The organism is Brucella sp. BE17, assembly GCF_039545455.1.
Lineage (GTDB): Bacteria > Pseudomonadota > Alphaproteobacteria > Rhizobiales > Rhizobiaceae > Brucella.
In genome coordinates this window covers 2,041,398-2,065,994 of sequence record NZ_CP154467.1, presented here as the reverse complement: position 1 = coordinate 2,065,994, position 24,597 = coordinate 2,041,398, and the positions used below count along the sequence as shown (strand labels likewise).

The window sequence follows — 24,597 nt, the reverse complement described above, 5'->3', positions numbered from 1 at the left end:
TAGGCTCGCTTCAATCGCCTGTCAGCGACTATTTTTCTATTCTGGATAATTGCCCGGACGCGACATTGAAAAACTGCGCGTCACCGTTAAGGGCATCGAAAAGCGAGCGATCCGTGCCGGTCATGAAAGCCTGACCGCCAAGATCATCCAAAATGCCGAACAGCGCGGCACGCCGTCCTTCATCGAGATGGGCTGCTATTTCATCAAGCAGGAGGATCGGCGCCATGCCGGACAATTCGCCGGTCAATCGCGCATGCGCCAGAATAAGCCCGATCAGCAGCGCCTTCTGCTCGCCGGTCGAACATAGCGCTGCGGGCATAGCCTTCGGTCTGTGCTGCACGATAAGATCGGTGCGGTGCGGGCCGTCCAGCGTACGACCTGCCGCGCGGTCGCGCATACGGCTATCGCGCAGCGTACGACGGAAATCTTCCTCCAGATCGAGCGCTGCCTCGAGCGCAATCCGGCTTTCGAGCGCCCCCTCGAGAAAACAGTCGGCTTTGGGAAAAGGTCCGACAGCGGGCAAACGTTCGATCATCGCTGCAATCAGCCGCATGGCTTCGGCGCGTGCCGCAGCAATGGCAATGCCCAGTTCCGCCATCTGGCTTTCAATGGCATCGAGCCAGCCGCCATCTATATTGCCGTCGCTCAACAGACGATTACGACTGCGCATGGCTTTTTCATAATCGAGCACGCGCTTGCCGTGACCCGTATCGATCGCCAGCACCATGCGATCGAGAAAACGGCGTCGATCCGAGGCACCGCCGGTAAATAGCCCGTCCATTGACGGCACAACCCAAAGAATCCGCGCATAATCGAGCAGATCATCGCCGGAAGCGGTCATGGAATTGATGCGGACCTTGCGACCACCTTCTCCACCGCCCGCCGTTCCGGTGCCAATTTCGGCCTCGCCATAGATCATGCAATCAAGTGTAGCGTGAATTGCAAAGCCGTCATGGCCGTGAACGGTAGCGACATCGTCATAGGAGGCGCGGCGCAGGCCCCGCCCCGGCGACAGGAATGACAGCGATTCGATCAGATTGGTCTTGCCCGATCCGTTTTCCCCCGTCAGCACAACATGGCCGGCGCCAAGTGGCAGCGAGAGTTGCGCATAATTGCGAAAATCGGAAAGTTTAAGCCGCCTGACTGAAACCCGCTCTGGACGGCCTTGATCAAGCTTCGTCGTGTTCACGTCTACTTTCTTTAGACACGCATCGGCATGAGCACGTACAACACGTCTTCATCACCCGTATCGCGTACCACTGTCGGCGAACCGGCATCAGCCAGCATGAAGATGGCATCCGAACCCGACAACTGGCTGGTGATGTCGAGCAGATATTTAGAGTTGAAACCGATATCGAGTGCCTCGGCATCATAATCAGCGGCAAGCTCGTCGGTCGCGCTGCCCGAATCGGGATTGTTGACGGTGAGCGTCAAAAGGCCATCACCGATCGAGAGTTTGACCGCGCGTCCGCGTTCGCTGGAAATAGTTGAAACGCGATCAACCGATGCAGCAAAGCTTTGGCGGTCGATGGTCAGCTTCTTGTCATTGCCCGAAGGAATCACCCGCTGATAGTCGGGGAAGGTGCCGTCGATAAGCTTGGACGTCAGCACCACGGAACCCACCGTGAAGCGGATTTTGGCATCCGACAATTCGACTGTGACCACGACATCCGGCACATCGACCAGTTTCTGCAATTCGGCAACCGTCTTGCGCGGGACAATGATGCCCGGCATGCCTTCAGTGCCAGCGGGTGCCTCGATTTCGGCGCGTGCCAGTCGGTGGCCGTCTGTTGCAACAGCGCGCAACTTGAGTGAGCCCTCACATTCAATCGCATGGAAGAAAATACCATTGAGATAATAGCGGGTTTCTTCCGTAGAAATTGCAAATTGCGTCCGATCAATCAGGCGCTTTAACGCCTGCGCCTCAATGCGGAAGGTATGGCTGAAGCTGCCAGCCGTCAGTTCCGGGAAATCCGACTGTGGCAGGCATTGTAGCCGAAACGACGACTTGCCGGAAATGACCGACATAGACCCGCCATCGGGATTGGTCGAGAGCATGACTTCCGCACCATCGGGCAATTTGCGCACGATGTCATAAAGAAGATGCGCGGGGACGGTCGTAGCACCAGCTTGTTCGACCATGGCAGCCGTTGCTTCATTGACTTCAAGGTCGAGGTCAGTCGCCTTGAACGTCAGGCTTGCGCCTTCGGCCTGCAAAAGCACGTTCGACAGGATCGGAATCGTGTTGCGACGCTCCACAACGCGATGAACGTGATTGAGGGATTTCAGAAGGTTCGACCGTTCCAGGGTAACACGCATATTGAAACGCACTCGCTCTTTAGGACTGGGCAACCGCGCATCGGGCAGACGCCCCTATCATTGAGGCGCTGGCTGCGCCCGAAGGTTTGCTAAAGTGGCAGATTTTTAAAGGAAAAAGCAAGCCCGCGCCGCGTTGTAAAATACGCGGCGCGGGCTTTTTCAAACGATATCCACGATATCAGGCAGCCTGATCATTGATGAGGCGCTTCAACAGCTCCAGTTCCTGCGCAAGCTTACCGTCCGCACCCACCAGATCCTCGATCTTGCGCACTGCATGCAGAACCGTGGTGTGGTCACGTCCACCAAAGCGGCGGCCAATTTCCGGCAATGAGCGCGGGGTCAGCATCTTGGCCAGATACATCGCCACCTGACGCGGCTTAACGATGGTGCGCGTGCGGCGGTTCGACAGAAGATCCTGCTTGGAAACATTGTAATGACGCGCCACGATGCGCTGGATTTCCTCGATGCGGATGCGCTTGGGCTCACCCGCCCGCGTGAGATGCCCGAGCAACTCATCGACACGGTCGATCGAGAGGTTTGGCTCAAACGACTGGCGGAACAACAGTTGATTGAACGCGCCTTCGAGTTCTCGCCCCGAACCTGTCACGGTACGAGCAACATGGGAAAGAATCTCTTCGCTGATATCGAGGCTTGCATCTTCCATTTGCGCAAGGCTCAGACGACGGCGCAGCATTTCCAGACGCATGTCATAATCAGGAGCGGCCACTTCGAGTGCAACGCCGCCCTGCAGACGCGAGCGAACCCGCACATCGAGCGATTCCAGTTCAGAAGGCGCGCGATCGGCTGCCACCACGACCTGCTTGGCGCTGTCGAGCAGCGTGTTGAGCAGATGGCAGAATTCGTGCTGGATCGACTTGCCCTGCAAGAACTGCATGTCATCGATAACCAGAAGGTCGATATCGCGCAATTGCTCCTTAAACGAGAGCGCATTGTTGTCGCGAATGGCGGTCGCAAAACGCCACATAAAATATTCAGCGGTCAGGTAAACCACACGGGCCTTTTCCTGTCGCTGGAGGGCTGCGGCGGCAATCGCCTGCAACAGATGCGTCTTACCAAGACCAACGGAGGCATGAATGAAAAGCGGGTTGAAGCGCACGGCACTTGAACCGGCTTCGGCAATGGTGCGCGCAGCGGCAAGCGCCACACGGTTTGAGGCACCATCGACAAAGCTGTCAAATGTGTAGCGTGGATCAAGGGGAGATCCCAGAACGGAACCGGAAGCCGCTACCGTTTCAGCCACTACAGCCGACCCGCGCTTGTCGCCCATGGTCGCATTGCCTGATGCCTGACTGCCAAAAGCCGGATTACCAAAGGAATGACCAATCGGGAACATCATCTTTTCACGCGATGAGGCGGCTGACTTTGCGTCCACGGCCTGGGCTGCTTCGGCCACGGGAGCATTGCGCACCACCCGGCTCATGCCGCGCACCACGACTTCCACTTTGAGGATCTGCGGATTTTCTTCCTGCCACAGTTCGGTCAGCAACGCGCAATAATGATTATTAATCCAGGAGCGCAGAAATGCGGTCGGAACCGACAGGCGCACAACACTCTTGGACAGGTCTTCAAGCTTCAGTCGACCAAACCAACTCGAATAGATTTCGCTGCCGACACGGGCTTTCAGCTTTGCCGTCAGGCGCTCGAAAGCTTCTTCGCTTACAGCAGGTTCCATGTTCGTCAGGCTCTTGTCAGTTTCGCTAGCAGCGTATTCACGGATACGGTTCGCATGTGCATCATCACCCATCGTTTCCGTCGCCTTGCTCGTCATCGCCATCGTCTCGCCTGCCTTCAAAATTCTTATGCGCCATTTGTCGGCGCTTTTTATTATCCTGCCGGAGTTCTGGATCTAACGCCCCTCAACACCCGACAGTTCACACATCCATTTCCCAAGCCTGTTGAACCCCGCCCCCACGGGTCATGCACAAATAACATCGGTCCTTCAAATCCCGATCGAACGACTCCTTACAGTTACACAGCGACTCACAAAGACCTCTGTCGAAAGCTGATTGCCCGGAAATCCTTCCACGACAACCACGCCGTTGCCGGCAAGGCGTCGAAAACGACTTTCCGGTTAATGAATGGTAAGCAATCAACCCAGAGAAGAAAGACAATTAAAAGACCAGAAAAAAGCGCTCGCGAGCAAGAATACCCGCGCTGACATTCGACAGCAATTATCGCTAACTCTGGGCTAGATGCCCACCCTCTTGATGATCTGACTTTAGCGAAGGCGCGGCGCAAAGGGCAAGTGCAGATTCGCCAGTTTTTTTTGCCCACCCCCCTTGCACAGGGTCATCGGCAGACCGGGGAATCGGATGCCAGCGAACTAACATCTTTGGATTCAATGTGTTTTCCATTCTGCCATTTTAGAAGGTCTTGATCTGTTCTGTTGGAAAAATAAATTTTAAAATATTGCTTGACTCAGAGGCCTGTCCGAGTCCCACCCACCTCTGTGGATAACCTGTGGGTGATCGATACAAATAATTGAAATTATTACAAAAATTAATAGGCACACCGCAGCAGTCAAACCGCCTGGATTTGCTCTAAGCATTGAAAAATCTATGTAAAATCCAAGCAGCATCTTAAAAAGCAACAACTCAGAAACGCAGAAAAAAGAAAACCCGGCTAATAATAAGCCGGGCTTCAAAATCGTCTTAAAAAGTAGAACCAATCAGGCGTTGAGTGCCTTCACGCGCTTGGCAAGACGCGAGACCTTGCGAGCAGCAGTGTTCTTATGGATCACGCCGCGCGAAGCGGCACGCATCAATTCAGGTTCAGCAACCTTGAACGCCACTTCAGCAGCCTGCTTGTCTCCGCTGACCAGTGCGTCTTCAAGCTTGCGAATGAAGGTACGAACGCGCGAACGGCGGGACTTGTTGACTTCGGTGCGCGCTGCAATCTTGCGCACTGCCTTCTTGGCCGAAGGAGTATTGGCCATAAATGCCTCTCTTTTTCTGTCAGGTAGCCCATGGTCCAAACCCGAAGTTCAAACAACCGAGCACAAAACTTTTAGGGCAGCCAAGAACCCTAGGCCACCAATCCGTGGGCGGGCTTATAGATCAGCTTTAAGCTTACGTCAACGCAGATTCTGCGCAGCCTGCAAAACAACGCATCAAGTGACGCTGGCGGCTTCAGCGATTCTTGAACGAGGGCGTGCGCTTGTCGATGAAAGCCGCCATGCCCTCCTTCTGGTCTTCGGTAGCAAACAGCGAATGAAACAGTCGTCGCTCAAAACGAAGACCTTCGCTCAATGTCGTCTCATAACTGCGATTGATGGCTTCCTTGGTCATCACGACCGAGGGGCGCGAGAAAGACGCGATGCGTTCTGCAACCCTCACAGCCTCTTCCAGAAGCGCTTCCGGAGCAAGCACACGCGAAACCAGTCCTGAGCGTTCGGCTTCATCAGCATCCATCATGCGCCCCGTGAGACACATTTCCATGGCCTTGGACTTGCCGACAAAGCGCGTAAGACGCTGCGATCCGCCCATGCCAGGCATGACGCCTATGGTGATTTCCGGCTGGCCGAACTTGGCATTGCTGGCGGCCAGAATGAAATCGCACATCATGGCAAGCTCACAGCCGCCGCCCAGCGCATAACCAGACACTGCTGCGATGATGGGCTTGCGTACCCGGTCTACCTTCTGCCAGTCGCAAAACATATCCTGCAAATAGGCATCGACGAAATTGACCGGCTGCATCTCCTTGATATCGGCGCCCGCCGCAAAGGCCTTTTCAGACCCGGTCAGTACCACCGCACCGATCTTCTCATCCGTATCGAAAGCCCCGAGCGCATTGGTGAGATCATCGAGCATGGCACGATTAAGCGCATTGAGCGCCTGCGGACGGTTCAGACGAATAAGACCGACGCTGCCGCGCGGCTCGACGATGATCGTTTCATAAGCCATGAAAACCCGCTCCTCCTGCACCAAAGCATTCAGTCAATCGCAACGGCAAGGTGGACCGTCCAGCGCCATTTGACAAGGGTTCACTTTTGACACGAAGCACAGAAAAACGTGGAGCGCCCTGCCTGCACGGCTCGTTCAATCATGGCACCGCAAGAAGGATTACGGCACGGATCACCTTCGCGACCATAAACGCAAAAAGAGTGCTGGAAATACCCCAGTGCGCCGTCCGCCTGAATATAGTCTTTCAGGCTCGACCCGCCTGCGGCAATCGCCTCGGCGATGGTGGCGCGAATGTCACTGGCCAAGCGTTCCAGCATCACCGCATCCTCGGCAATCGAACCCGCCGCACGCATTGGTGAAAGACCGGAACGCCAAAGCGCCTCACAGACATAGATATTGCCAAGCCCGGCAATCAGCCGCTGATCAAGAAGGGCGGCTTTCAGCGGCGTGCGGCGACCCCGGAACAGGTCGGCCAGAATCGGCCCCGACAAAACATTGCCTGTTGGCTCGACACCGAGGTTTTTCAAAAGCGGATGCTCATCCAGCGTTCCCTGTTCGGCAAACAGCACGAAGCCGAAGCGGCGCGGGTCGTTATAGATGATACGGACCGCCTCACCTTGGGGCCGCACGAGATGAAACACCACATGGTCGTGCGTGGTGCTCTTTGAACGCGCATGATGAAAGGCGCCGGGCGTTTCGTCTGCCAGATCCGCTTCAATCCGAAATGAGCCGGACATGCCCAGATGCGCAATGACGGAAAGACCGTCATCGAGATGCAGAATCAGATATTTGGCGCGGCGACCGAGCGCCTCAATGCGCCGCCCGGAAAGCCGTTTGGCAAAGTTTTGCGGAAACGGAAAGCGCAGATCTGGCCGGTTCTGCTCGACCCGCTTGACAGTCGCGCCTTCCATAAAGGGCTGCAGTCCGCGACGAACGGTTTCGACTTCTGGCAATTCCGGCATTTTAAGCGATCCTGAGAGAGCATGGGGGCTTCGCTCTATATGCTGGCTTTATACCGCAAAGCCAAGGGTAAGACGCAGAAACCACCGCCAGAAACCTTTCCTTAACCGTGATTGTTAAGAGGGCCACAATTCCTCCCCGTTATGATCCCGACCATCCGAATAGAGATCTTGATCGTCTTTAAAGCTTGGTCTTCGGAAAAGACGAAGGAGCATAGCATGCCGACATTGATGTCGCGTTTCCTTAAAAATCGCGCTGGGGCGGTCGCAATCGAATATGTGCTGATCACCATATTGGTTTCCATCGCGATCATCAGCGCCGCTGCCCTTGTGGCCGGAAACATGCTTTAATCATCTCTCCTTCTTAAAATCAGTTTTGAGTAAAGACCGCCATGTCCGTCGAAATTCTCACGCAAAAATCCAAACATAGCCGCCCGATCTGGTTCATCGAAAAGGACGGTTTGGAAAAAACGGGGCTTACCAGCCCTATACTTACCTGGGCAAAAGCGCATGATTTTGACGGCGAAGCAGGCAAGCTCTTGGTGTTGCCGGGTAAGGATGGAACGATTTCGGGCGCGCTGTTTGGTACGGGTGACACCAAAACCCATGACCAATCGCAGCTGATCGCCGGTAAGCTCGGCCGCAGCCTGCCAGAAGGCGACTGGCACATCGCAAATCCAAATGGCGAGGCAGGCCTTGCAACGCTTGCCTTTTTGTTGGGCGGGTATCGCTTTGATCGCTATCGCAAGCCCTCCACGAAAACGTGCCGTCTCGCATTGCCTGATGACGTCGATGAAGCGGAAGTGCGTCGCATTGCCGATGCCGTCATGCTCACGCGTGATCTCATCAATACGCCGCCCAATGACATGGGACCGGATGCGCTGGAAACAGCGGCATGCGATCTGGCGGCCAAACATGGCGCGCAGATGACCGTTACAGAAGGCGATGCTCTGCTCGAGAAAAATTTGCCCATGATCCATGCCGTCGGACGTGCAGGCGCTATCGCACCGCGCCTGATCGACATCATCTGGGGTGAGGCAAGCAATCCCAAAGTCACGCTTGTGGGCAAGGGCGTTTGTTTCGATACCGGCGGGCTCGACATCAAAGCCGCCAGCGGCATGCTCTTGATGAAAAAAGACATGGGCGGGGCCGCCAATGTTCTGGGCCTCGCCGCAATGATCATGGATGCACAATTGCCCCTTCGGCTACGCGTGCTGATCCCTGCAGTTGAAAATGCCATTGCCGGCAATGCCTTCCGCCCCAGTGACGTTCTGCAAAGCCGCAAGGGATTAAGTGTCGAGATTGGCAATACCGATGCGGAAGGACGGCTTGTGCTGGCCGATGCGCTGACGCTCGCCGATGAGGAAGCGCCGGAAATCCTGATCGACATGGCAACATTGACGGGTGCCGCACGTGTGGCGCTCGGCCCCGACCTGCCGCCATTCTACACACATGATGATGCGTTTGCGCAAACGCTCGCCGTCAAGGCCTCACAAACCGCCGATCCGCTGTGGCGCATGCCGTTGTGGCAGCCCTATGCGCAAAAGCTTTCCTCACGCGTAGCAGATATCAACAACGTCACCAGCGACGGCTTTGCCGGATCGGTGACGGCAGCACTGTTCCTCGACCGCTTCGTCGAGAAAGCGCAAACCCATGTGCATTTCGACATTTTCGGATGGGTACCGATGGAAAAACCCGCCTCGCCGGTTGGCGGCGAGGCGCAGGGCATTCGCGCGCTTTATCAATTGCTCAAGGAGCGATTTTAGAGCGCATCCCCAAAAGTGTGAAACGGTTTTCAGTTAAGATGGGCGTCAAATCAAAAAGATAGAGTGCCGATCTAATTCATTCAGATCGAAACGCGCTCTGATTGAGTTATCAGTCAAACACCTCATCAGGATAGACACCCCAGAGATCGGATTGCTTGATCCACCCGCGCACGCCACTCACATCCATGCGACACCATTGGCCGGTGCATTCGCGCACGGTTCCAACAACGCCCGGTTCGATCGTAGCCGCAACCCTCGCGTCCTCATTGGAATTGCGGCGCATGGTGATCATGGCTACCAAGCCATCCTTGTCCTTCTTGCGCCACGGCGCGGTGATTGCCGTGCGCTTGCCAGACAAAAGCGACTGATAGACCCAGCCTTCGGTGCCGTCCGCATCACGGATGCGCCGCCAATTGTCGTATTCCTGAATGATCTCGACCGGCAGGCCCGCTTTCATGAACAGCCACGACACCGGATAATCGCGTCCCGGACCGATGCGCAAGTTGACGCGCGCTGGTTTCAGGCTCACAAAACGCGGCACAGGAAGACCGCTGGCACCCAATCCCACATTGGGTTTGCTTGCGCCTTCTGTTTCCTGCGCCTTAGCATGCATGCCAAGCGGCATGACAACAAGAGCCAAAGCGAGCGCGCCTGCAAAAGCGGCTGCAAAGTGCCGCAACCCAAAAAGCTGAAAATTCATTTTATACAAGTGCGACCTCTCGCCGTCCTGTCATAATCAAGACGGCCATGCCTTCGAGGGCACATGCAACAGCATCGACTGTGAGGTGCGTTACCGTCTTGTTTGTCTGTTCTGTTTTTCTTTGTCTTTGCCACGCCGCCTTGATAGAGATGATCAGCTAAAGCAAAATCCCATATTGCACCTTCTTGGTTAAGGAGGTCTCAACGGGATGCTTGGGTGGAAAACTTTACCCATTTCAGACTAAATATCGGCAGGCATAAAAAAACGGGGTGGAGATGTCGAACAAGAAGAAACCGCTGGTCGTGCTTACGAGAAAATTGCCGGACCCGGTGGAAACCCGAATGCGGGAATTGTTCGATGCACGTCTGAATATAGACGACCACCGCATGAGCCAGCCGGAAATCATCGCCGCCATGAAAGACGCTGATGTCCTGGTGCCGTGCATTACCGATGTGATCGACGCAGCAGCCATAGAGCAGGCTGGTCCCAATCTGAAGCTCATCGCCAATTTCGGCAATGGCGTCGATAATATCGATGTCGCAGCCGCAGCAAAACGCGGCATAACCGTCACCAACACGCCCAATGTCCTGACCGAGGACACCGCCGATATGACGCTGGCGCTGCTTTTGTCGGTGCCACGTCGGCTGGTGGAAGGGGCAACACTTTTAAGCGAGCGCGATGGCACATGGCCTGGCTGGTCGCCCACATGGATGCTCGGTCGGCGCATCTGGGGCAAGCGTTTGGGGATTGTCGGCATGGGCCGCATTGGAACCGCCGTTGCGCGGCGCGCCAAGGCATTTGGCCTGTCGATTCATTACCACAATCGCAAACGCGCCAGCCCACAAATAGAAGAAGAACTGGAAGCGACCTATTGGGACAGTCTCGACCAGATGCTGGCCCGCATGGACATTATCTCTGTCAATTGCCCCTCGACACCCGCAACATTTCACCTGCTTTCAGCCCGCCGCATCGCACTGATGCAGCCGACCGCCTATCTGGTCAACACAGCGCGCGGACAGATCATCGATGAAAATGCGCTCATTGAACTGATCGAACAGGGCAAGCTGGCCGGAGCCGGGCTTGATGTGTTCGAGCACGAACCAGCGGTTAATCCTCGCCTCTTGGCATTGGCGGAAAAGGGCAAGATCGTTCTGCTGCCCCATATGGGATCTGCCACGATGGAAGGCCGTACCGATATGGGTGACAAAGTCATCATCAACATCAAGGCCTTTGTCGATGGTCATCGGCCACCCGACCGCGTGCTGCCGAACCGGGTCTGACGTGTTGTCTTGGATATTGAGCTAAGGCCTGCGGATCAGCGTAGGCATGCCATAAAGGTAAGCAATGCGCTTGATGGCCTCCTTCAAAGGCTCGAGCGTCACCATCATCGTATGACCGCTTGCATGAATGAGCGTATCGGGATCGGTACAGATCGCCACATGCCCCTTCCAGAAAACGAGATCGCCGCGCTTGAGGTTGGAATATTCGCCGTCCGGTTCCACAATTGCACCCAAAGCGCTCTGCTGCATATCCGAATCGCGCAGCACCTTTTTGCCCGCCGCCCACAGGCAAAGCTGCACCAGCCCCGAGCAATCAATGCCAAAACCCGACGTGCCGCCCCATAGATAAGGCGTATGGAGCAATGTTTCTGCTACTGCGACATAGTCTTGCACAGAGACGCCAACGGGCGCCACATGGCTTGCAATCAGGGCTTCTCCGCTTTCGAGCACCACATAATGCGTATCGCGGGTCTCGGCCATCCCGACAACCCGCACGGAGGAGCCGAGCGACAGCGCGTGTGTATGCGCAAATCGCAGATCAGGACCGGGATAAACGAATGTTCTGGGCACGATGACCCTGTGCGTGGCCTCTCCGCGCGGGTTTTCCAGCGATGAAGCCGAGACATAGCCGACATAATCGTCGCGATCCGCCTGCGCCCAGCACCAGCCGTCACTTTCCTCAAAGACGCAAACCGTGTCGCCGAACAATATTTGCGTCTGCGGGCCACTGTCTGGACGCGGTTCCGCCCGCAGATCGACCACGGGAGAAGTAACCGTCATCGGCGCGCCAGCAACAAACCGATCCGCATTGAAGCGTCCCTTCAAACGCTCGTCGGCAAGATCAGCGCGATAGGCATGAAGACGACGGTCGAGAATATCGGTTTTGGCACTCATAAAGGTAACTCTCTCGCTTTGGCGATCACCAGATCGCCCAGTCTTTCCACATGAAGTGCACCGGCAACCGTGCGTTTGACGAGAACATTGCGCCGGTCCCTGTCATCACGATGGCGCGACACCAGATCAAGCGCGCCCATGGTATCGAGCGCACGGGTAATGACCGGCTTGGTCACATCGAGCTTTGCTGCAAGCCCACGCACCGTGTGCGGTGGCGGCTCAAGATAAATGGTCAGAAGAATAGCCGTCTGCCGCGTGGTGAGATCGGGCATCGCGTCACGCACCTGTTCAAGCGACAGGTTTTTAAGGAGGCCCAACGCCTGTGAGGGTTTTAAGTCAACCGGCATGAGATTTTTGACATGAGGCTTTGACCCGGAAATATTGTTTCGGAACCGTTTTATTCAACAGGCTTTTTGCGTTTCTGGCAAGCAAACAAAAAAAGCGGGCAAACAAAAAAAGCGACCCAAAAGGCCGCTCTTCAAAAATCCAATCCCGCAATCGCGCTCACTTGGACTTGCGGCGCAGGCGCACGATTATATCGACATTAACTATTTCCATGCCTTCGGGCACTTCCGGCATATGCGATACCGTCGGCTGGCCGCGCTCGCCATGCGGAATATCAAACACGACATTTTCCCCTTCAAGGAAGAAATGCTGATGGTCCGATATATTGGTGTCGAAATAGGTTTTGGAGCCTTCAACCGCAATAATGCGCAGCATTCCAGCTTCCGTAAACTGGTGCAGCGTATTGTAAACGGTCGCCAGAGAGACCGGTACATCTGCCATCACTGCTTCTTCATGAAGCTCTTCTGCAGACAGATGGCGGTCGCCCTGAGCATAGATCAGGCTTGCAAGCGCCACGCGTTGACGGGTCGGACGCAGGCCCGCATCGCGAAGCCGCTCTTCCATCGTGACCGTCGAGTGGGTATGTAAAGATCGCATATTCACCGTTGGTTCCGTCACAAGCTTGTAGCAAAATCGTCAAAGTTTGAACGGGCTGTTGCCCATTGCCACCTTACATTGATATATGCCGTTGCGAAATAAGTATCAATAGGCTTCGATACGGCCCGATTTTGCGGGGAAATACGTTGAACGGTTTTATGCACCGGACTCTCTATGCTAGAGATAGGTCTGCAAAATGACCGGAAACATATAAGCTGGTCTGGCTTGCGCTCGAATCGTCGATTGCGCTAGAACCGTTTGCAATGGTAATCGGACCGGACCGCCGGTCGCAATAGCTGGTTACAGTAACCGGCGCAGTAGAATGAACCTCAAGGGAGGCGAAATGGCAGAACAGAAATCAAGCTACGGGTATGAAGAACTGTTGAGCTGCGCGCGCGGCGAAATGTTCGGCCCCGGCAATGCCCAGCTTCCCCTGCCGCCCATGCTCATGGTCCATCGCATCACCGAGATTTCCGAAACCGGTGGCGAATTCGACAAAGGTTTTATCCGCGCAGAATACGATGTGCGCCCCGACGACTGGTATTTCCCGTGCCATTTTCAGGGCAACCCAATCATGCCAGGCTGTCTTGGCCTTGATGGCATGTGGCAGTTGACCGGCTTTTTCCTCGGCTGGCTGGGCGAACCGGGCCGCGGGATGGCCCTTTCAACCGGCGAAGTGAAATTCAAGGGTATGGTGCGCCCGCACACCAAGCTTCTGCAATATGGTATCGACTTCAAGCGCGTGATGCGCGGTCGTCTGGTGCTCGGCACAGCAGATGGCTGGCTCAAGGCCGATGGCGAAACCATCTATAAGGCAACCGATCTGCGCGTCGGCCTGTCGAAGGAAGACGGCGCGCAGTAAAGCCGCCTCGAATTCGCTTTATCTGCGTATCTCCAGCAAAATTGCCCGAACGTTTTTGCTGGAGATGTTTTATTTCACGAGTAAACCCGCACGAAAATAACCCTTTTCATGCGGTTGTGCTCAAAACATGCGAAGATCGCACCTATGTAATGACGAACATGGCATTCGGTCGCTTACGACTGCCATTCACGGCAAGGGTGCAAAGGAGAACGCAATGCGGCGTGTGGTCGTAACGGGTATGGGGATCGTATCCTCGATTGGCAACAACACCGAAGAGGTCACAACCTCACTACGCGAAGCCAGATCCGGCATTACCCGTGCAGAAGAATATGCCGAACTGGGCTTTCGCTGCCAAGTTTTCGGCACGCCCAAGATCGATGTCGAATCACTCGTTGATCGGCGCGCGATGCGTTTTCATGGCCGCGGTACCGCATGGAACCACATCGCCATGGATCAGGCGATAGCCGATGCGGGTCTTTCTGAAGAAGACGTCTCCAACGAGCGAACCGGCATCATCATGGGGTCGGGCGGTCCTTCGACGCGCACGATCGTCGATTCCGCCGACATTACGCGCGAAAAAGGTCCCAAGCGTGTTGGTCCCTTTGCGGTTCCCAAGGCCATGAGCTCGACGGCTTCGGCAACGCTTGCGACCTTCTTCAAGATCAAGGGCGTGAATTATTCGATCTCGTCGGCCTGCGCGACCTCCAATCATTGCATCGGCAATGCCTATGAAATGATCCAGTACGGCAAGCAGGACCGCGTTTTTGCTGGTGGCTGCGAAGACCTCGACTGGACGTTGTCGGTGCTTTTCGACGCCATGGGCGCAATGTCCACCAAGTATAATGAAACGCCCGGGAAAGCTTCGCGCGCCTATGACAAGAACCGCGATGGTTTTGTGATTGCCGGTGGCGCTGGCGTTCTGGTTCTCGAAGAGCTTGAGACCGCGCTTGCCCGTGGCGCAAAGATTTACGGCGAAGTCATCGGCTATGGCGCCACTTCCGACGGCTACGACATGGTCGCCCCATCGGGTGAAGGCGGCGAACGGTGCATGCGTATGGCTTTGGCAACAGTCAAGGACAAGATCGATTATATCAACCCGCACGCCACTTCCACGCCTGCGGGCGATGCGCCGGAAATCGAAGCTATTCGCCGCGTCTTCGGTTCAGGCGAGAACTGCCCGCCGATTGCTGCCACCAAGTCGCTGACCGGCCACTCGCTGGGGGCCACAGGCGTTCAGGAAGCGATCTATTCGCTTTTGATGATGCAGAACAATTTTATTTGCGAAAGCGCGCATATCGAGGAACTGGATCCTGCCTTTGAGGACATGAATATCGTCCGCAAGCGCATCGATAATGCTCAGCTCAACACTGTGCTCTCCAACTCCTTCGGGTTTGGCGGCACCAATGCGACGCTGGTGTTCCAGCGCTATCAGGGCTGAGAGAGAGGGACACTATGAACGGTCTGATGCAAGGCAAACGCGGCCTCATTATGGGGGTCGCGAACAATCACTCTCTCGCCTGGGGAATTTCGAAACAACTCGCAGCGCAGGGCGCGGAACTGGCTTTCACCTATCAGGGCGATGCACTGGGCAAGCGCGTCAAGCCACTGGCTGAACAGCTGAGCTCAGATTTCGTACTGCCATGCGATGTCGAGGATATCGCATCGGTTGATGCCGTTTTCGCTGAAATCGAGAAAAAATGGGGAAAGCTCGACTTCATCGTTCACGCCATCGGCTTCTCGGACAAGACAGAATTGAAGGGGCGTTACGCAGACGTCACCACGCGCGATAATTTCAGCCGCACCATGGTGATTTCCGCCTATTCTTTCACGGAAATGGCGCAGCGCGCTGAAAAGCTCATGAAGGACGGCGGTTCGATCCTGACGCTGACCTATGGTGGCTCCACACGCACGATCCCCAACTACAATATCATGGGTGTCGCCAAGGCGGCCCTTGAAGCCATGGTGCGTTATCTGGCAGCCGATTACGGGCCGCAGGGTATTCGCGTCAATGCGATCTCGGCCGGTCCCGTACGCACGCTGGCCGGTGCCGGTATTGGTGATGCACGTGCCATCTTCAGCTATCAGCGCCGCAATTCGCCGCTGCGCCGCACCGTCGATATCGATGATGTAGGCAAATCGGCACTCTATCTGCTGTCGGATCTTTCCAGCGGTGTGACCGGTGAAATCCATTATGTTGATTCGGGCTACAACATCGTTTCGATGCCAACGCTGGAAGAACTGAAAAGCTCGGATGCCGAACGCGGCGAATAGGCAAAGCCGAGGGTTTTTAAAAGCCGCGCATTGCGCGGCTTTTTTTCATTTCTTGGCATCAAAAATTTTAAACCCGGCCTTGTCTTCCAGCATCGTCACCGACTTGAATAACCCCTTGAGCGTTGCCTCATAGGGCAATTGCCGGTTGGCGACCATCAAAAGCCGCCCACCTGTCTTCAGTCTTGACGCCGCAGCAGCAATAAACGCCTGCCCAAGAGAAACGTCTGTCACGCGCCCCTCATGGAATGGCGGGTTCATGATCACGGTATCATAGATGCCGGTGAGCTTTTCACTCGTCACATCGAACCAGTTGAACGTCATCGGAGCGCAAGCGCCAAGCCGCGCAAGATTGCCGCGCGCCGCCTCCAGTGCCTCGTAATCAGCCTCGAACAAATCGATGGATGTGATGCGGTCAGCGAATTTCAGACTTTGTGCGGCAAGATAGCCCCAGCCCGCGCCAAGATCGGCGACATGGCCGAAAACGATCTTTTCCATGTGCGGCACCAGAAGCGCCGATCCCTTATCGATGGCACCATGTGAGAACATGCCCGCTTGTGTACGAAAGACCTCGTCAATATCGGTGGCAAGGGGTTTAAGTGCTGCAATGAAATCAGTGCTCAAATCGGCAGGGCGTTGAAGCCAGAAGGCCACCGCATGGTTTTTCGACAGCCGGTCGCTGATATCGGCAATATTGCCCACCCATTTGCGAAAACTATCAACGCCGAGCTTCTTGTCGCCCGCAACCACGACCCATCCGCCGGGCTCAACAAGCTCCAGAAGCTCCGCAAACCATGCCTCATTGCGTCCGCGATGTTTTCCAAGCAGCAACAGCCCGCCCGAAAAACGGCTGTTCTCGTCCAATCTCGGCAAGACACGCATGCCCTCACGCTCCAGAGCCAGCCAATCCGGACGCCATGGTTGCAGGCAGGTGAGCGCCTGTTTCCATTCGGGCTCTATCAGGCGGTTCGCGGAAAGGCCGCAAGCGAGCCAGGATTGCCCTGCTTCGGGAATATCGAGAATGCCCTGATCAAACGGGAGAAAGAGCGTTTTCTGTGCCGGTGTCATCATGGTTTCTCCATGGTCTTGAAATCAATAACGTGCAACAAAAAAGCGCGCCTTGATGGCGCGCTTTCCAGATAGTATCTGCTGAAGACTTATTCAGCGTCAGCTTCTGCTTTTTTCTCGGCAACCACTTCCTTGCCGGTTTCCTGATCGACGACCTTCATCGACAGGCGAACCTTGCCGCGCTCGTCAAAGCCCATCAGCTTGACCCAGACTTTCTGACCTTCCTTGACCACATCGGTGGTCTTGGCAACTCGATCAGCAGCCAGTTGCGAGATGTGAACCAGGCCGTCACGCGGACCGAAGAAGTTCACGAAAGCGCCAAAGTCGGCGGTCTTCACAACCGTGCCTTCGTAGATTTCGCCGACTTCCGGCTCGGCAACAATCGAGTGAATCCACTTCTTGGCGGCTTCGATTTCCTTGCCGTTGGACGACGCAATCTTGACCGTGCCATCGTCTTCGATATTGATCTTGGCACCGGTCTTTTCGACGATTTCGCGGATGACCTTGCCGCCCGAACCGATCACGTCGCGGATCTTGTCGGTTGGAATATTCATCACTTCGATACGCGGGGCAAATTCGCCAAGTTCCGCACGCGAAGACGAGATGGCCTTGCCCATTTCTTCAAGAATATGGATACGACCGCCCTTGGCCTGCTCCAGAGCGACCTTCATGATCTCTTCGGTGATACCGTCGATCTTGATGTCCATCTGCAGCGAGGTGATGCCGTTCTGGCTGCCTGCCACCTTGAAATCCATGTCGCCGAGGTGATCCTCGTCGCCAAGAATGTCGGAGAGAACCGCAAAGCGCTCGCCTTCCTTGATGAGGCCCATCGCAATACCGGCAACCGGATTGGTGATCGGCACGCCTGCATCCATCAGCGCCAGCGAGGTGCCGCAAACGGTCGCCATCGAAGACGAACCATTGGATTCGGTCACTTCCGACACCGCGCGGATCGTGTAAGGGAACTGCTCGGCTGCGGGCAGCATCGGGTGGATTGCACGCCATGCAAGCTTGCCATGGCCGATTTCGCGACGCCCGGGCGAACCCATGCGGCCAGTTTCACCGACCGAATAGGGCGGGAAGTTGTAATGCAGCATGAAGGACTGCTTGTAGGTGCCGGTGAGCGCATCGATCATCTGCTCGTCTTCGCCGGTGCCAAGCGTTGCAACAACGATAGCCTGCGTTTCACCACGGGTGAAAAGCGCGGAACCATGGGTACGCGGCAGAAGGCCGACTTCTGAAACGATAGGGCGAACGGTCGAAAGATCGCGGCCATCGATGCGCAGTCCGGTGTCGAGAATGTTCCAGCGAACGATTTTGGCCTGCAAATGCTTGAAAACGGTCGCAAACTGTTCAGCGGTCAGTTCGGTTTCTTCCACGCCTTCAGGGAAGAAATGATCCTTGGCCTTGGCTTTTGCAGCATCAACCGCTGTATAACGCGCCTGCTTTTCGGTTAGCTTATAAGCGTCGCGCAGATCGCTTTCGATAACAGCCAGAACCTTGGCTTCGAGCTCGGAAAAATCTTCCGCCTGGAAATCGCGTGGTTCCTTCGCTGCCACTTCGGCAAGTTTGATGATCGCATCGATCACCGGCTGGAAACCCTTCTGACCGAAAACAACGGCGCCGAGCATCACTTCTTCGGAGAGCTCCTGCGCTTCGGATTCAACCATCAGCACGGCTTCGCTCGTTCCCGCAACAACCAGATCGAGTTTCGATTCCGGCATTTCGTCGATATTCGGGTTGAGCACATATTCGCCGTTGATGTAACCAACGCGTGCGCCGCCGATCGGGCCCATGAAAGGCACGCCCGAAATGGTCAGTGCTGCGGATGCGGCAACCATCGACAGGATGTCGGGATTGTTTTCCAAATCGTGCTGAACGACGGTGAGAACGACCTGCGTGTCGTTCTTGTAGCCATCGACAAAGAGTGGACGGATCGGACGGTCGATCAGGCGCGAAACAAGCGTTTCATTTTCGCTCGGACGACCTTCACGCTTGAAAAAACCACCCGGGATCTTGCCGGCTGCATAGGTCTTTTCCTGATAATTGACGGTCAGCGGAAAGAAATCCTGACCGGGCTTTGGCTCCTTGGCGGAAACAACGGTCGCAAGAACCACGGTTTCACCATAGGTAGCCAGAACCGCGCCATCAGCCTGACGTGCGATCTTGCCGGTTTCGAGAATGAGCGGACGACCGCCCCATTCGATTTCGACTTTATGGGTATTGAACATATCTTGTCCTCATGTGGAAATGCAGCGCCACAGGCGCCAGGCATTTCCGGGTTGGCGGACGTGCCACGGGCAAGACAACAGGAAGTTCGGTTTCGGGCATGATCTTGTCCGAACGAACTACCGGCAATCCTGCCCCATGACGGTCCTTGTCATGGAGCCTTTTGGCTCCCGGGCACCCGACCGAAACCTCGTTTCGGGGCGGGCAGAAGGGCAAAGCCCTTACTTAAAAATAAACGGGCGACGCTTTGCAACGTCGCCCGATTTCAACCTTAACGGCGCAGGCCCAGACGGGAAATCAGCGCCTGGTAACGCGCCTGGTCGATGCCCTTGACATAGTCAAGCAGACGACGACGCTGCGATACCAGCTTCAGAAGGCCGCGACGCGAATGATTATCATTCTTGTGGCCCTTGAAGTGTTCGGTGAGGTTGGCGATACGCTCGGAAAGAACGGCAACCTGAACTTCAGGAGAACCGGTATCACCTTCCTTGGTGGCGTATTCATTGATCAAAGCTTGCTTGCGCTCAGCGGTAATCGACATCGTACACCCTTTCTTGATGAGAGGTAAAAGGTCGCCCGGGCCGGGATGTCGTCCAGCGCGGGCCATGAACTCGATGAGCGAATGCTACGATCGATAAGCGGCATATAGTGCAAAAACAGCAGGAATGCCAGTCTGAAATATGTCGCCCAGATTTGCTCCCTTGATCAGGCGGCGGTAAACACCCGCTTGGGCTTGAACTGGCCATGCTCGATATAGCCGATTGCAAGCAACTTGCCATGCGCGGTCACGCAGGCCTCTTCGGCTTCCAGCGGTGCATCACGCCCGCGCAGGATCACCGGATTGCCCAGACGCACCCGCTGCGCCTGATCATCGGAAAGAGCCACCTGCGGCAAGCAATCAAGGGCCGCGCCCGTATCGATCACCAGTGCGTCGAGATTGGAAAAATCACGGCGTGGTGCAGGCTCGATAATCGTGCCGTCCTCGGTTTTTGGCGGCAGCGGCGGCCATGCGGCTTCCAGTTCCGCCAAGGTCACGAAATCTTCTTCGGTGAAGGGGGCAACCTCGACGCGACGCAGATCCGAAATATGGCCGAAACAGCCGAGATCGCGGCCCATATCGCGGGCAAGCGCGCGCACATAAGTGCCCTTGGAGCATTCGACTTCGAATTCAGTGCGGTTTTCGTCAGGCGTGCTAACGATTTCAAGGCGGTCGATCTCAACTTCGCGCGCCGGAATATCAACCGTCTCGCCTTCGCGCGCCAGATCGTAGGCGCGTTCTCCGGCAATCTTGATGGCCGAAAACTGCGGCGGCACCTGTGAAATCACGCCAGTATAGTTTGGCAACAAAGCCTCGACATCGACCACAGCCGGACGCTTGTCGGACGTCTTTGTCGGCTCACCTTCCAGATCATCAGTCGAGCGCTCTTCGCCCCAAGTGACGATGAAGCGGTAAACCTTGGTTCCGTCCATCACGTAAGGCACAGTCTTGGTGGCCTCGCCCAGTGCAATCGGCAGCATGCCCGATGCCAGCGGATCGAGCGTTCCGGCATGACCGGCCTTTTCCGCATTGAACAACCATTTGATCTTCGAGACGGCCTCGGTCGATCCCATACCTTTCGGCTTGTCGAAAATGACCCAGCCGGAAACCGGACGACCTTTTTTCTTGCCTCGTCTTGCCATGCTTTATGCGTCTCCATCGCGCGACGTTTTATCGTCGCTCTTATCATCAGTGTCTTCGTCATGTGCCAGATCGCGTGCCACTTCAGGCGAGCGGAGCAGCGCATCGATCTTTGAAAAATTATCAAAGCTGGTATCAGCGCGGAAACGAAATTCCGGCATATATTTCATCTGATTGAGGCTTGAGGACACGCGACCGCGAATGAATTTCGCGTGTAACGCCAAGGCTTTGATAACGGGTTGCACGTCGGTGCTGCCCAAGGGCGTAATGAAACAGGTAGCGATTTTCAAATCCGGCGACATGCGTACTTCCGACACCGAAATGACGGTGCGCTCGATCAGATCGTCGCGGATTTCACCACGTTGCAGCAATTGCGCCAATGCATGACGCACCTGTTCGCCCACACGAAGCTGGCGCTGTGAAAGGCCGCCTGAACCTTTCGGGTCTGGAGAACGTGCCATCCTCATCTCTTTTCTATTAAACGCGACCAGTTGAGCTGAAAGCCTCAACCACGCCTTGGTGTTTATTTTTAAGCATCTGCAGACAGAAGCGTCAGCCTGTTCCGGATCAAATGCCGTGCATTAGAGCACCGAGCGTCAGTTTGGACGCTACACACGGTCGCTCTAACTTATTGAATCTACGCATCATGCTTTCCGAGAATCGATTCCGATTTATGGGCCGATGCTGTAGCCCATGGGGAGTCAGACCCTGTGGACCGGATGCGAAAGACCCGCCCGCAAATTTTGCGGACGGGTAAAAGCCTGTTAGCTATCGCCAATCAGAGCGAGCGCGAAACGTGCTCGACACGGAATGCTTCGATTGTATCGCCTGCACGCATGTCGTCGTAATTCTCGAATGCCATACCGCATTCCTGGCCCGCCGGCACTTCCGAAACTTCGTCCTTGAAGCGCTTGAGCGTCTTGAGCTTGCCTTCGTGGATAACCACGTTGTCGCGGATGAGGCGTACGCCCGCGCCACGCTCGACCTTGCCTTCGCTGACACGGCAACCGGCAACCTTGCCGACCTTGGTGATGTTGAAGACTTCGAGAATTTCGGCATTACCAAGGAAGGTTTCGCGGCGTTCCGGCGACAGAAGACCCGACATCGCTGCCTTCACATCATCAATGAGATCATAAATGATGTTGTAGTAGCGAATTTCGGAACCCTGCTGCTCGGCAGCATCGCGGGCCTGTTTGTTGGCACGCACGTTAAAGCCGATGATCGCGGCGTTTGAGGCTTCCGCCAGCGCAACGTCGCTTTCTGTGATACCGCCGGCGCCTGAATGAATGATGCGCGCTCGCACTTCTTCCGTTCCGAGCTTGTCCAGAGCGGTCGTGATCGCTTCGACGGAACCCTGAACATCACCCTTGATCAGCAGCGGGAATTCCTTGGTTCCCGACTCCTGAAGCTGGCTCATCATGTGTTCGAGCGAACCACGCGAACCGGTCTGGTGAGCCACGGCCTTGTCACGGGCCAAACGCTGGCGATATTCGGCGATTTCACGCGCCTTGGCTTCATTTTGAACCACCGCAAAGCGGTCACCGGCCTGCGGCGTACCGTGAAGGCCGAGAATCTCAACCGGCATGGCGGGACCCGCTTCCTTGACATGCTCGCCACGGTCATTGACCAGAGCACGCACACGGCCCCATTCATTACCGGCGGCAATGATGTCGCCCGGATGCAGTGTACCCTTCTGCACGAGAACGGTTGCAACCGAACCGCGGCCACGGTCGAGCTTGGCTTCGATGACAACACCTTCAGCGGTACGGGTCGCATCGGCCTTGAGATCGAGGATTTCGGCCTGCAACAACACCGCTTCGAGAAGTTTGTCGAGATTGAGCTTGTTCTTCGCCGACACCTCAACGTCGAGAACTTCACCACCCAGCGATTCCACGAAGACTTCATGCTGGAGGAGAGCCGTCCGAACCTTTTGCGCATCGGCAGCAGGCTTATCGATCTTGTTGATGGCAACGATGATCGGAACGCCTGCCGCCTTGGCGTGATTGATCGATTCAATCGTCTGCGGCATGACGCTGTCATCGGCTGCGACCACCAGAATGGCGATATCGGTTGCCTGTGCACCACGCGCACGCATCGCGGTAAAGGCGGCATGGCCGGGTGTATCGATGAAAGTGATCTTCTGGCCGTTCTGCTCGACCTGATAGGCACCGATATGCTGCGTAATGCCACCGGCTTCACCCGAAACCACATTGGCCTGACGGATCGCATCGAGAAGCGAAGTCTTGCCGTGATCGACGTGGCCCATGATGGTCACAACAGGGGGACGCGACACCAGTGCGGCCTCGTCATCAGCCACGTTGAAGATACCTTCTTCAACGTCCGATTCAGCAACGCGCTTGACGGTATGGCCGAATTCCTCAGCAATAAGCTGCGCCATATCGGCGTCTACCACATCGCCCGGCTTCATCATCTGGCCCTGCTTCATCAGGTACTTGATGATATCGACAGAGCGCTCGGTCATACGCTGTGCAAGTTCCTGAAGCGTAATGGTTTCAGGCACGATAACCTCACGCGAAATCTTTTCGCGGGTTTCCTGCATCTGCGAACGCTTGAACTTTTCCTGACGACGACGCATGGCCGAAAGCGACCGCGAACGGCCTTCGTCTTCCAGATTGCTGGTCAGTGTCAGCTTGCCGCGACGACGATCATCCTCGCCCTTGACGACCTTGGGCGCGCGCACTTCCGGCTTAGCCGGTGCGCCGCGACGATTGGCAGCCGGGCCGCGACGGTCATCGTCATCCGACTGCGCAGGCCTGCGAAGCTGGCTTTGCGGCAATGGCTTGTCTGGACCGGGAGCGCTGTCCACGATGGACGGTGTCGACGTGCGTGCACCCTGTTGCGGACGGCCACCCTGCGGACGCGCACCCTGAGGCGCATCGCGACGTTCGGTACGGACTTCGCCCTGCGGCACGCGCTTGGCAGCTTCGGCTTCAGCCTTGCGGCGCGCTTCGGCCTCAGTGGCACGGCGGGCTTCCTCCTCGGCCTGACGGCGCTCTGATTCTTCGCGCTCCTTGGCGCGGCGGGCATCTTCCTCGGCGCGGCGCTTGGCTTCCTCGACAGCGCGCGCACGATCTTCAATCTCTCGGGCCTGAGCACCTTCGAGCGCACGGCGACGGGCATCCATTTCAGAACGGGAAAGCGTGTTGAGCACCATGCCGGAGCGATCGGCGGGACGCGGACGCTGCGAGGTCTGCGGGGCCGAATTGCGCTGCACGGGACGCTGTTGCGCCACATGTGGCTTGGACACGGGTGCCGCGGGCTTCGGTGCCGGAGCGGCAGGCTTAGCTGCAACGGGCGCGGGTGCTGCTGCCGGTGCAGGCGCAACCGCTGGCTTTGCCGCTTCTGCCACCTTTGGCTCGACTGCGGCGGGCGCTGGAGCCGATACCGGGGCGACAGGAGTCGTTGACGCAGGGGCTGGCGCAGGCGCTGGAGCCGATGCTTCAGGCTTTTCATCTGGCCGCGAGAATTTGCGCTTCTTGGTTTCAACGACGACAGCCTTCGTGCGGCCGTGGCTGAAATTCTGGCGCACGGTGCTCTGCTCGACGCCCGGCCGCTTGAGGGTCAGGGTCTTCTTGGTGTTGACGCTCAGCGTCTTGTCGTCGTTTGTCTTATCGCTCATTACGTTCCGTTTCCTTCGCGGCTCCGGCCGCCTTACCCGAGCATTATCCAACACGACCACGTCGGGTTG

21 protein-coding genes and 1 pseudogene are annotated in these 24,597 nt (G+C 56.2%); 6 read left to right on the top strand and 16 right to left on the bottom strand.

Going from position 1 to position 24,597, the window contains the following annotated elements; genetic code table 11:
- Positions 1-28: 28 nt before the first annotated feature.
- From recF to mutM, 6 genes are all read right to left on the bottom strand, one after another.
- Positions 29-1,189 carry a DNA replication/repair protein RecF gene (gene recF, locus AAIB41_RS10040; protein WP_343313184.1) on the bottom strand — a complete coding sequence of 387 codons (1,161 nt, stop codon included), beginning with the start codon at positions 1,187-1,189 and terminating at the stop codon, positions 29-31.
- A gap of 11 nt (positions 1,190-1,200) precedes the next feature.
- Positions 1,201-2,319, bottom strand: coding sequence for a DNA polymerase III subunit beta (gene dnaN, locus AAIB41_RS10035; RefSeq protein WP_343313183.1), 1,119 nt, complete (start codon positions 2,317-2,319; stop codon positions 1,201-1,203).
- A 178-nt stretch (positions 2,320-2,497) separates the two neighbouring features.
- The gene (gene dnaA, locus AAIB41_RS10030) at positions 2,498-4,114 is read right to left on the bottom strand and encodes a chromosomal replication initiator protein DnaA (RefSeq protein ID WP_343313182.1); all 1,617 of its coding nucleotides are present in this window, start codon (positions 4,112-4,114) and stop codon (positions 2,498-2,500) included.
- 894 nt (positions 4,115-5,008) lie between these two features.
- Positions 5,009-5,275 carry a 30S ribosomal protein S20 gene (gene rpsT / locus AAIB41_RS10025; RefSeq protein WP_343313181.1) on the bottom strand — a complete coding sequence of 89 codons (267 nt, stop codon included), beginning with the start codon at positions 5,273-5,275 and terminating at the stop codon, positions 5,009-5,011.
- A 193-nt stretch (positions 5,276-5,468) separates the two neighbouring features.
- Complete coding sequence (locus AAIB41_RS10020; RefSeq protein ID WP_343313180.1) at positions 5,469-6,242, bottom strand: enoyl-CoA hydratase; 774 nt, start codon at positions 6,240-6,242, stop codon at positions 5,469-5,471.
- Between the two features lie 80 nt (positions 6,243-6,322).
- Positions 6,323-7,204, bottom strand: a complete 882-nt coding sequence (gene mutM / locus AAIB41_RS10015; RefSeq protein ID WP_343313178.1) for a bifunctional DNA-formamidopyrimidine glycosylase/DNA-(apurinic or apyrimidinic site) lyase — start codon at positions 7,202-7,204, stop codon at positions 6,323-6,325.
- Positions 7,205-7,420: 216 nt separating this feature from the next.
- On the opposite strand from mutM, the pseudogene AAIB41_RS10010 reads away from it, so the two are divergent.
- Both AAIB41_RS10010 and AAIB41_RS10005 read left to right on the top strand, forming a co-directional pair.
- Positions 7,421-7,543 (top strand): annotated as a pseudogene (locus tag AAIB41_RS10010) (Flp family type IVb pilin); the annotation flags it as partial.
- 50 nt (positions 7,544-7,593) lie between these two features.
- Positions 7,594-8,967 carry a leucyl aminopeptidase family protein gene (locus AAIB41_RS10005; RefSeq protein ID WP_343313176.1) on the top strand — a complete coding sequence of 458 codons (1,374 nt, stop codon included), beginning with the start codon at positions 7,594-7,596 and terminating at the stop codon, positions 8,965-8,967.
- Positions 8,968-9,076: 109 nt separating this feature from the next.
- Here the strand turns inward: AAIB41_RS10005 and AAIB41_RS10000 are convergent, their stop codons facing one another.
- Positions 9,077-9,580 carry an SH3 domain-containing protein gene (locus tag AAIB41_RS10000; protein WP_343314733.1) on the bottom strand — a complete coding sequence of 168 codons (504 nt, stop codon included), beginning with the start codon at positions 9,578-9,580 and terminating at the stop codon, positions 9,077-9,079.
- A gap of 362 nt (positions 9,581-9,942) precedes the next feature.
- Here AAIB41_RS10000 and AAIB41_RS09995 point away from each other — a divergent pair, with 362 nt between their 5' ends.
- Entirely contained in the window at positions 9,943-10,947 is a 1,005-nt protein-coding gene (locus AAIB41_RS09995) for a D-glycerate dehydrogenase (RefSeq protein WP_343313175.1), read from the top strand.
- 21 nt (positions 10,948-10,968) lie between these two features.
- Here the strand turns inward: AAIB41_RS09995 and AAIB41_RS09990 are convergent, their stop codons facing one another.
- The 3 genes from AAIB41_RS09990 to irrA form a co-directional block, all read right to left on the bottom strand.
- The gene (locus AAIB41_RS09990) at positions 10,969-11,841 is read right to left on the bottom strand and encodes an NlpC/P60 family protein (RefSeq protein WP_343313174.1); all 873 of its coding nucleotides are present in this window, start codon (positions 11,839-11,841) and stop codon (positions 10,969-10,971) included.
- Positions 11,838-12,188, bottom strand: a complete 351-nt coding sequence (locus tag AAIB41_RS09985; RefSeq protein WP_343313173.1) for a MarR family winged helix-turn-helix transcriptional regulator — start codon at positions 12,186-12,188, stop codon at positions 11,838-11,840. Before AAIB41_RS09985 ends, AAIB41_RS09990 begins: the two co-directional genes overlap by 4 nt.
- Positions 12,189-12,345: 157 nt before the next feature.
- Positions 12,346-12,783, bottom strand: coding sequence for an iron response transcriptional regulator IrrA (irrA, locus tag AAIB41_RS09980; protein WP_343313172.1), 438 nt, complete (start codon positions 12,781-12,783; stop codon positions 12,346-12,348).
- A 343-nt stretch (positions 12,784-13,126) separates the two neighbouring features.
- Here irrA and fabA point away from each other — a divergent pair, with 343 nt between their 5' ends.
- From fabA to fabI, 3 genes are all read left to right on the top strand, one after another.
- On the top strand, positions 13,127-13,645 hold the full coding sequence (gene fabA, locus AAIB41_RS09975; protein ID WP_343313171.1) for a 3-hydroxyacyl-[acyl-carrier-protein] dehydratase FabA: 519 nt from the start codon (positions 13,127-13,129) through the stop codon (positions 13,643-13,645).
- Positions 13,646-13,859: 214 nt separating this feature from the next.
- Complete coding sequence (fabB, locus tag AAIB41_RS09970; protein WP_343313170.1) at positions 13,860-15,083, top strand: beta-ketoacyl-ACP synthase I; 1,224 nt, start codon at positions 13,860-13,862, stop codon at positions 15,081-15,083.
- Between the two features lie 14 nt (positions 15,084-15,097).
- Positions 15,098-15,916 (top strand): enoyl-ACP reductase FabI, encoded by an 819-nt coding sequence (gene fabI / locus AAIB41_RS09965; protein ID WP_343313169.1) that lies wholly within the window; start codon positions 15,098-15,100, stop codon positions 15,914-15,916.
- A 45-nt stretch (positions 15,917-15,961) separates the two neighbouring features.
- Here the strand turns inward: fabI and AAIB41_RS09960 are convergent, their stop codons facing one another.
- From AAIB41_RS09960 to infB, 6 genes are all read right to left on the bottom strand, one after another.
- A complete protein-coding gene (locus tag AAIB41_RS09960) occupies positions 15,962-16,984 on the bottom strand; it encodes a class I SAM-dependent methyltransferase (RefSeq protein WP_343313168.1) in 1,023 nt (340 codons plus the stop codon).
- 86 nt (positions 16,985-17,070) lie between these two features.
- On the bottom strand, positions 17,071-19,212 hold the full coding sequence (gene pnp, locus AAIB41_RS09955; RefSeq protein ID WP_343313167.1) for a polyribonucleotide nucleotidyltransferase: 2,142 nt from the start codon (positions 19,210-19,212) through the stop codon (positions 17,071-17,073).
- A 269-nt stretch (positions 19,213-19,481) separates the two neighbouring features.
- On the bottom strand, positions 19,482-19,751 hold the full coding sequence (gene rpsO, locus AAIB41_RS09950) for a 30S ribosomal protein S15 (protein ID WP_343313166.1): 270 nt from the start codon (positions 19,749-19,751) through the stop codon (positions 19,482-19,484).
- Positions 19,752-19,915: 164 nt separating this feature from the next.
- Positions 19,916-20,890, bottom strand: a complete 975-nt coding sequence (gene truB / locus AAIB41_RS09945) for a tRNA pseudouridine(55) synthase TruB (protein ID WP_343313165.1) — start codon at positions 20,888-20,890, stop codon at positions 19,916-19,918.
- 3 nt (positions 20,891-20,893) lie between these two features.
- Entirely contained in the window at positions 20,894-21,349 is a 456-nt protein-coding gene (gene rbfA, locus AAIB41_RS09940) for a 30S ribosome-binding factor RbfA (RefSeq protein WP_343313164.1), read from the bottom strand.
- A 317-nt stretch (positions 21,350-21,666) separates the two neighbouring features.
- Positions 21,667-24,528 (bottom strand): translation initiation factor IF-2, encoded by a 2,862-nt coding sequence (infB, locus tag AAIB41_RS09935; protein WP_343313163.1) that lies wholly within the window; start codon positions 24,526-24,528, stop codon positions 21,667-21,669.
- Between the last annotated feature and the right edge of the window lie 69 nt (positions 24,529-24,597).

Coding starts and splice junctions, on each gene's coding strand:
- dnaN (WP_343313183.1), bottom strand. CDS start 2,319: ATGCGTGTTACCCTGGAACGGTCGAACCTTCTGAAATCCCTCAATCAC.
- dnaA (WP_343313182.1), bottom strand. CDS start 4,114: ATGGCGATGACGAGCAAGGCGACGGAAACGATGGGTGATGATGCACAT.
- rpsT (WP_343313181.1), bottom strand. CDS start 5,275: ATGGCCAATACTCCTTCGGCCAAGAAGGCAGTGCGCAAGATTGCAGCG.
- AAIB41_RS10020 (WP_343313180.1), bottom strand. CDS start 6,242: ATGGCTTATGAAACGATCATCGTCGAGCCGCGCGGCAGCGTCGGTCTT.
- mutM (WP_343313178.1), bottom strand. CDS start 7,204: ATGCCGGAATTGCCAGAAGTCGAAACCGTTCGTCGCGGACTGCAGCCC.
- AAIB41_RS10005 (WP_343313176.1), top strand. CDS start 7,594: ATGTCCGTCGAAATTCTCACGCAAAAATCCAAACATAGCCGCCCGATC.
- AAIB41_RS10000 (WP_343314733.1), bottom strand. CDS start 9,580: ATGCATGCTAAGGCGCAGGAAACAGAAGGCGCAAGCAAACCCAATGTG.
- AAIB41_RS09995 (WP_343313175.1), top strand. CDS start 9,943: ATGTCGAACAAGAAGAAACCGCTGGTCGTGCTTACGAGAAAATTGCCG.
- AAIB41_RS09990 (WP_343313174.1), bottom strand. CDS start 11,841: ATGAGTGCCAAAACCGATATTCTCGACCGTCGTCTTCATGCCTATCGC.
- AAIB41_RS09985 (WP_343313173.1), bottom strand. CDS start 12,188: ATGCCGGTTGACTTAAAACCCTCACAGGCGTTGGGCCTCCTTAAAAAC.
- irrA (WP_343313172.1), bottom strand. CDS start 12,783: ATGCGATCTTTACATACCCACTCGACGGTCACGATGGAAGAGCGGCTT.
- fabA (WP_343313171.1), top strand. CDS start 13,127: ATGGCAGAACAGAAATCAAGCTACGGGTATGAAGAACTGTTGAGCTGC.
- fabB (WP_343313170.1), top strand. CDS start 13,860: ATGCGGCGTGTGGTCGTAACGGGTATGGGGATCGTATCCTCGATTGGC.
- fabI (WP_343313169.1), top strand. CDS start 15,098: ATGAACGGTCTGATGCAAGGCAAACGCGGCCTCATTATGGGGGTCGCG.
- AAIB41_RS09960 (WP_343313168.1), bottom strand. CDS start 16,984: ATGATGACACCGGCACAGAAAACGCTCTTTCTCCCGTTTGATCAGGGC.
- pnp (WP_343313167.1), bottom strand. CDS start 19,212: ATGTTCAATACCCATAAAGTCGAAATCGAATGGGGCGGTCGTCCGCTC.
- rpsO (WP_343313166.1), bottom strand. CDS start 19,751: ATGTCGATTACCGCTGAGCGCAAGCAAGCTTTGATCAATGAATACGCC.
- truB (WP_343313165.1), bottom strand. CDS start 20,890: ATGGCAAGACGAGGCAAGAAAAAAGGTCGTCCGGTTTCCGGCTGGGTC.
- rbfA (WP_343313164.1), bottom strand. CDS start 21,349: ATGGCACGTTCTCCAGACCCGAAAGGTTCAGGCGGCCTTTCACAGCGC.
- infB (WP_343313163.1), bottom strand. CDS start 24,528: ATGAGCGATAAGACAAACGACGACAAGACGCTGAGCGTCAACACCAAG.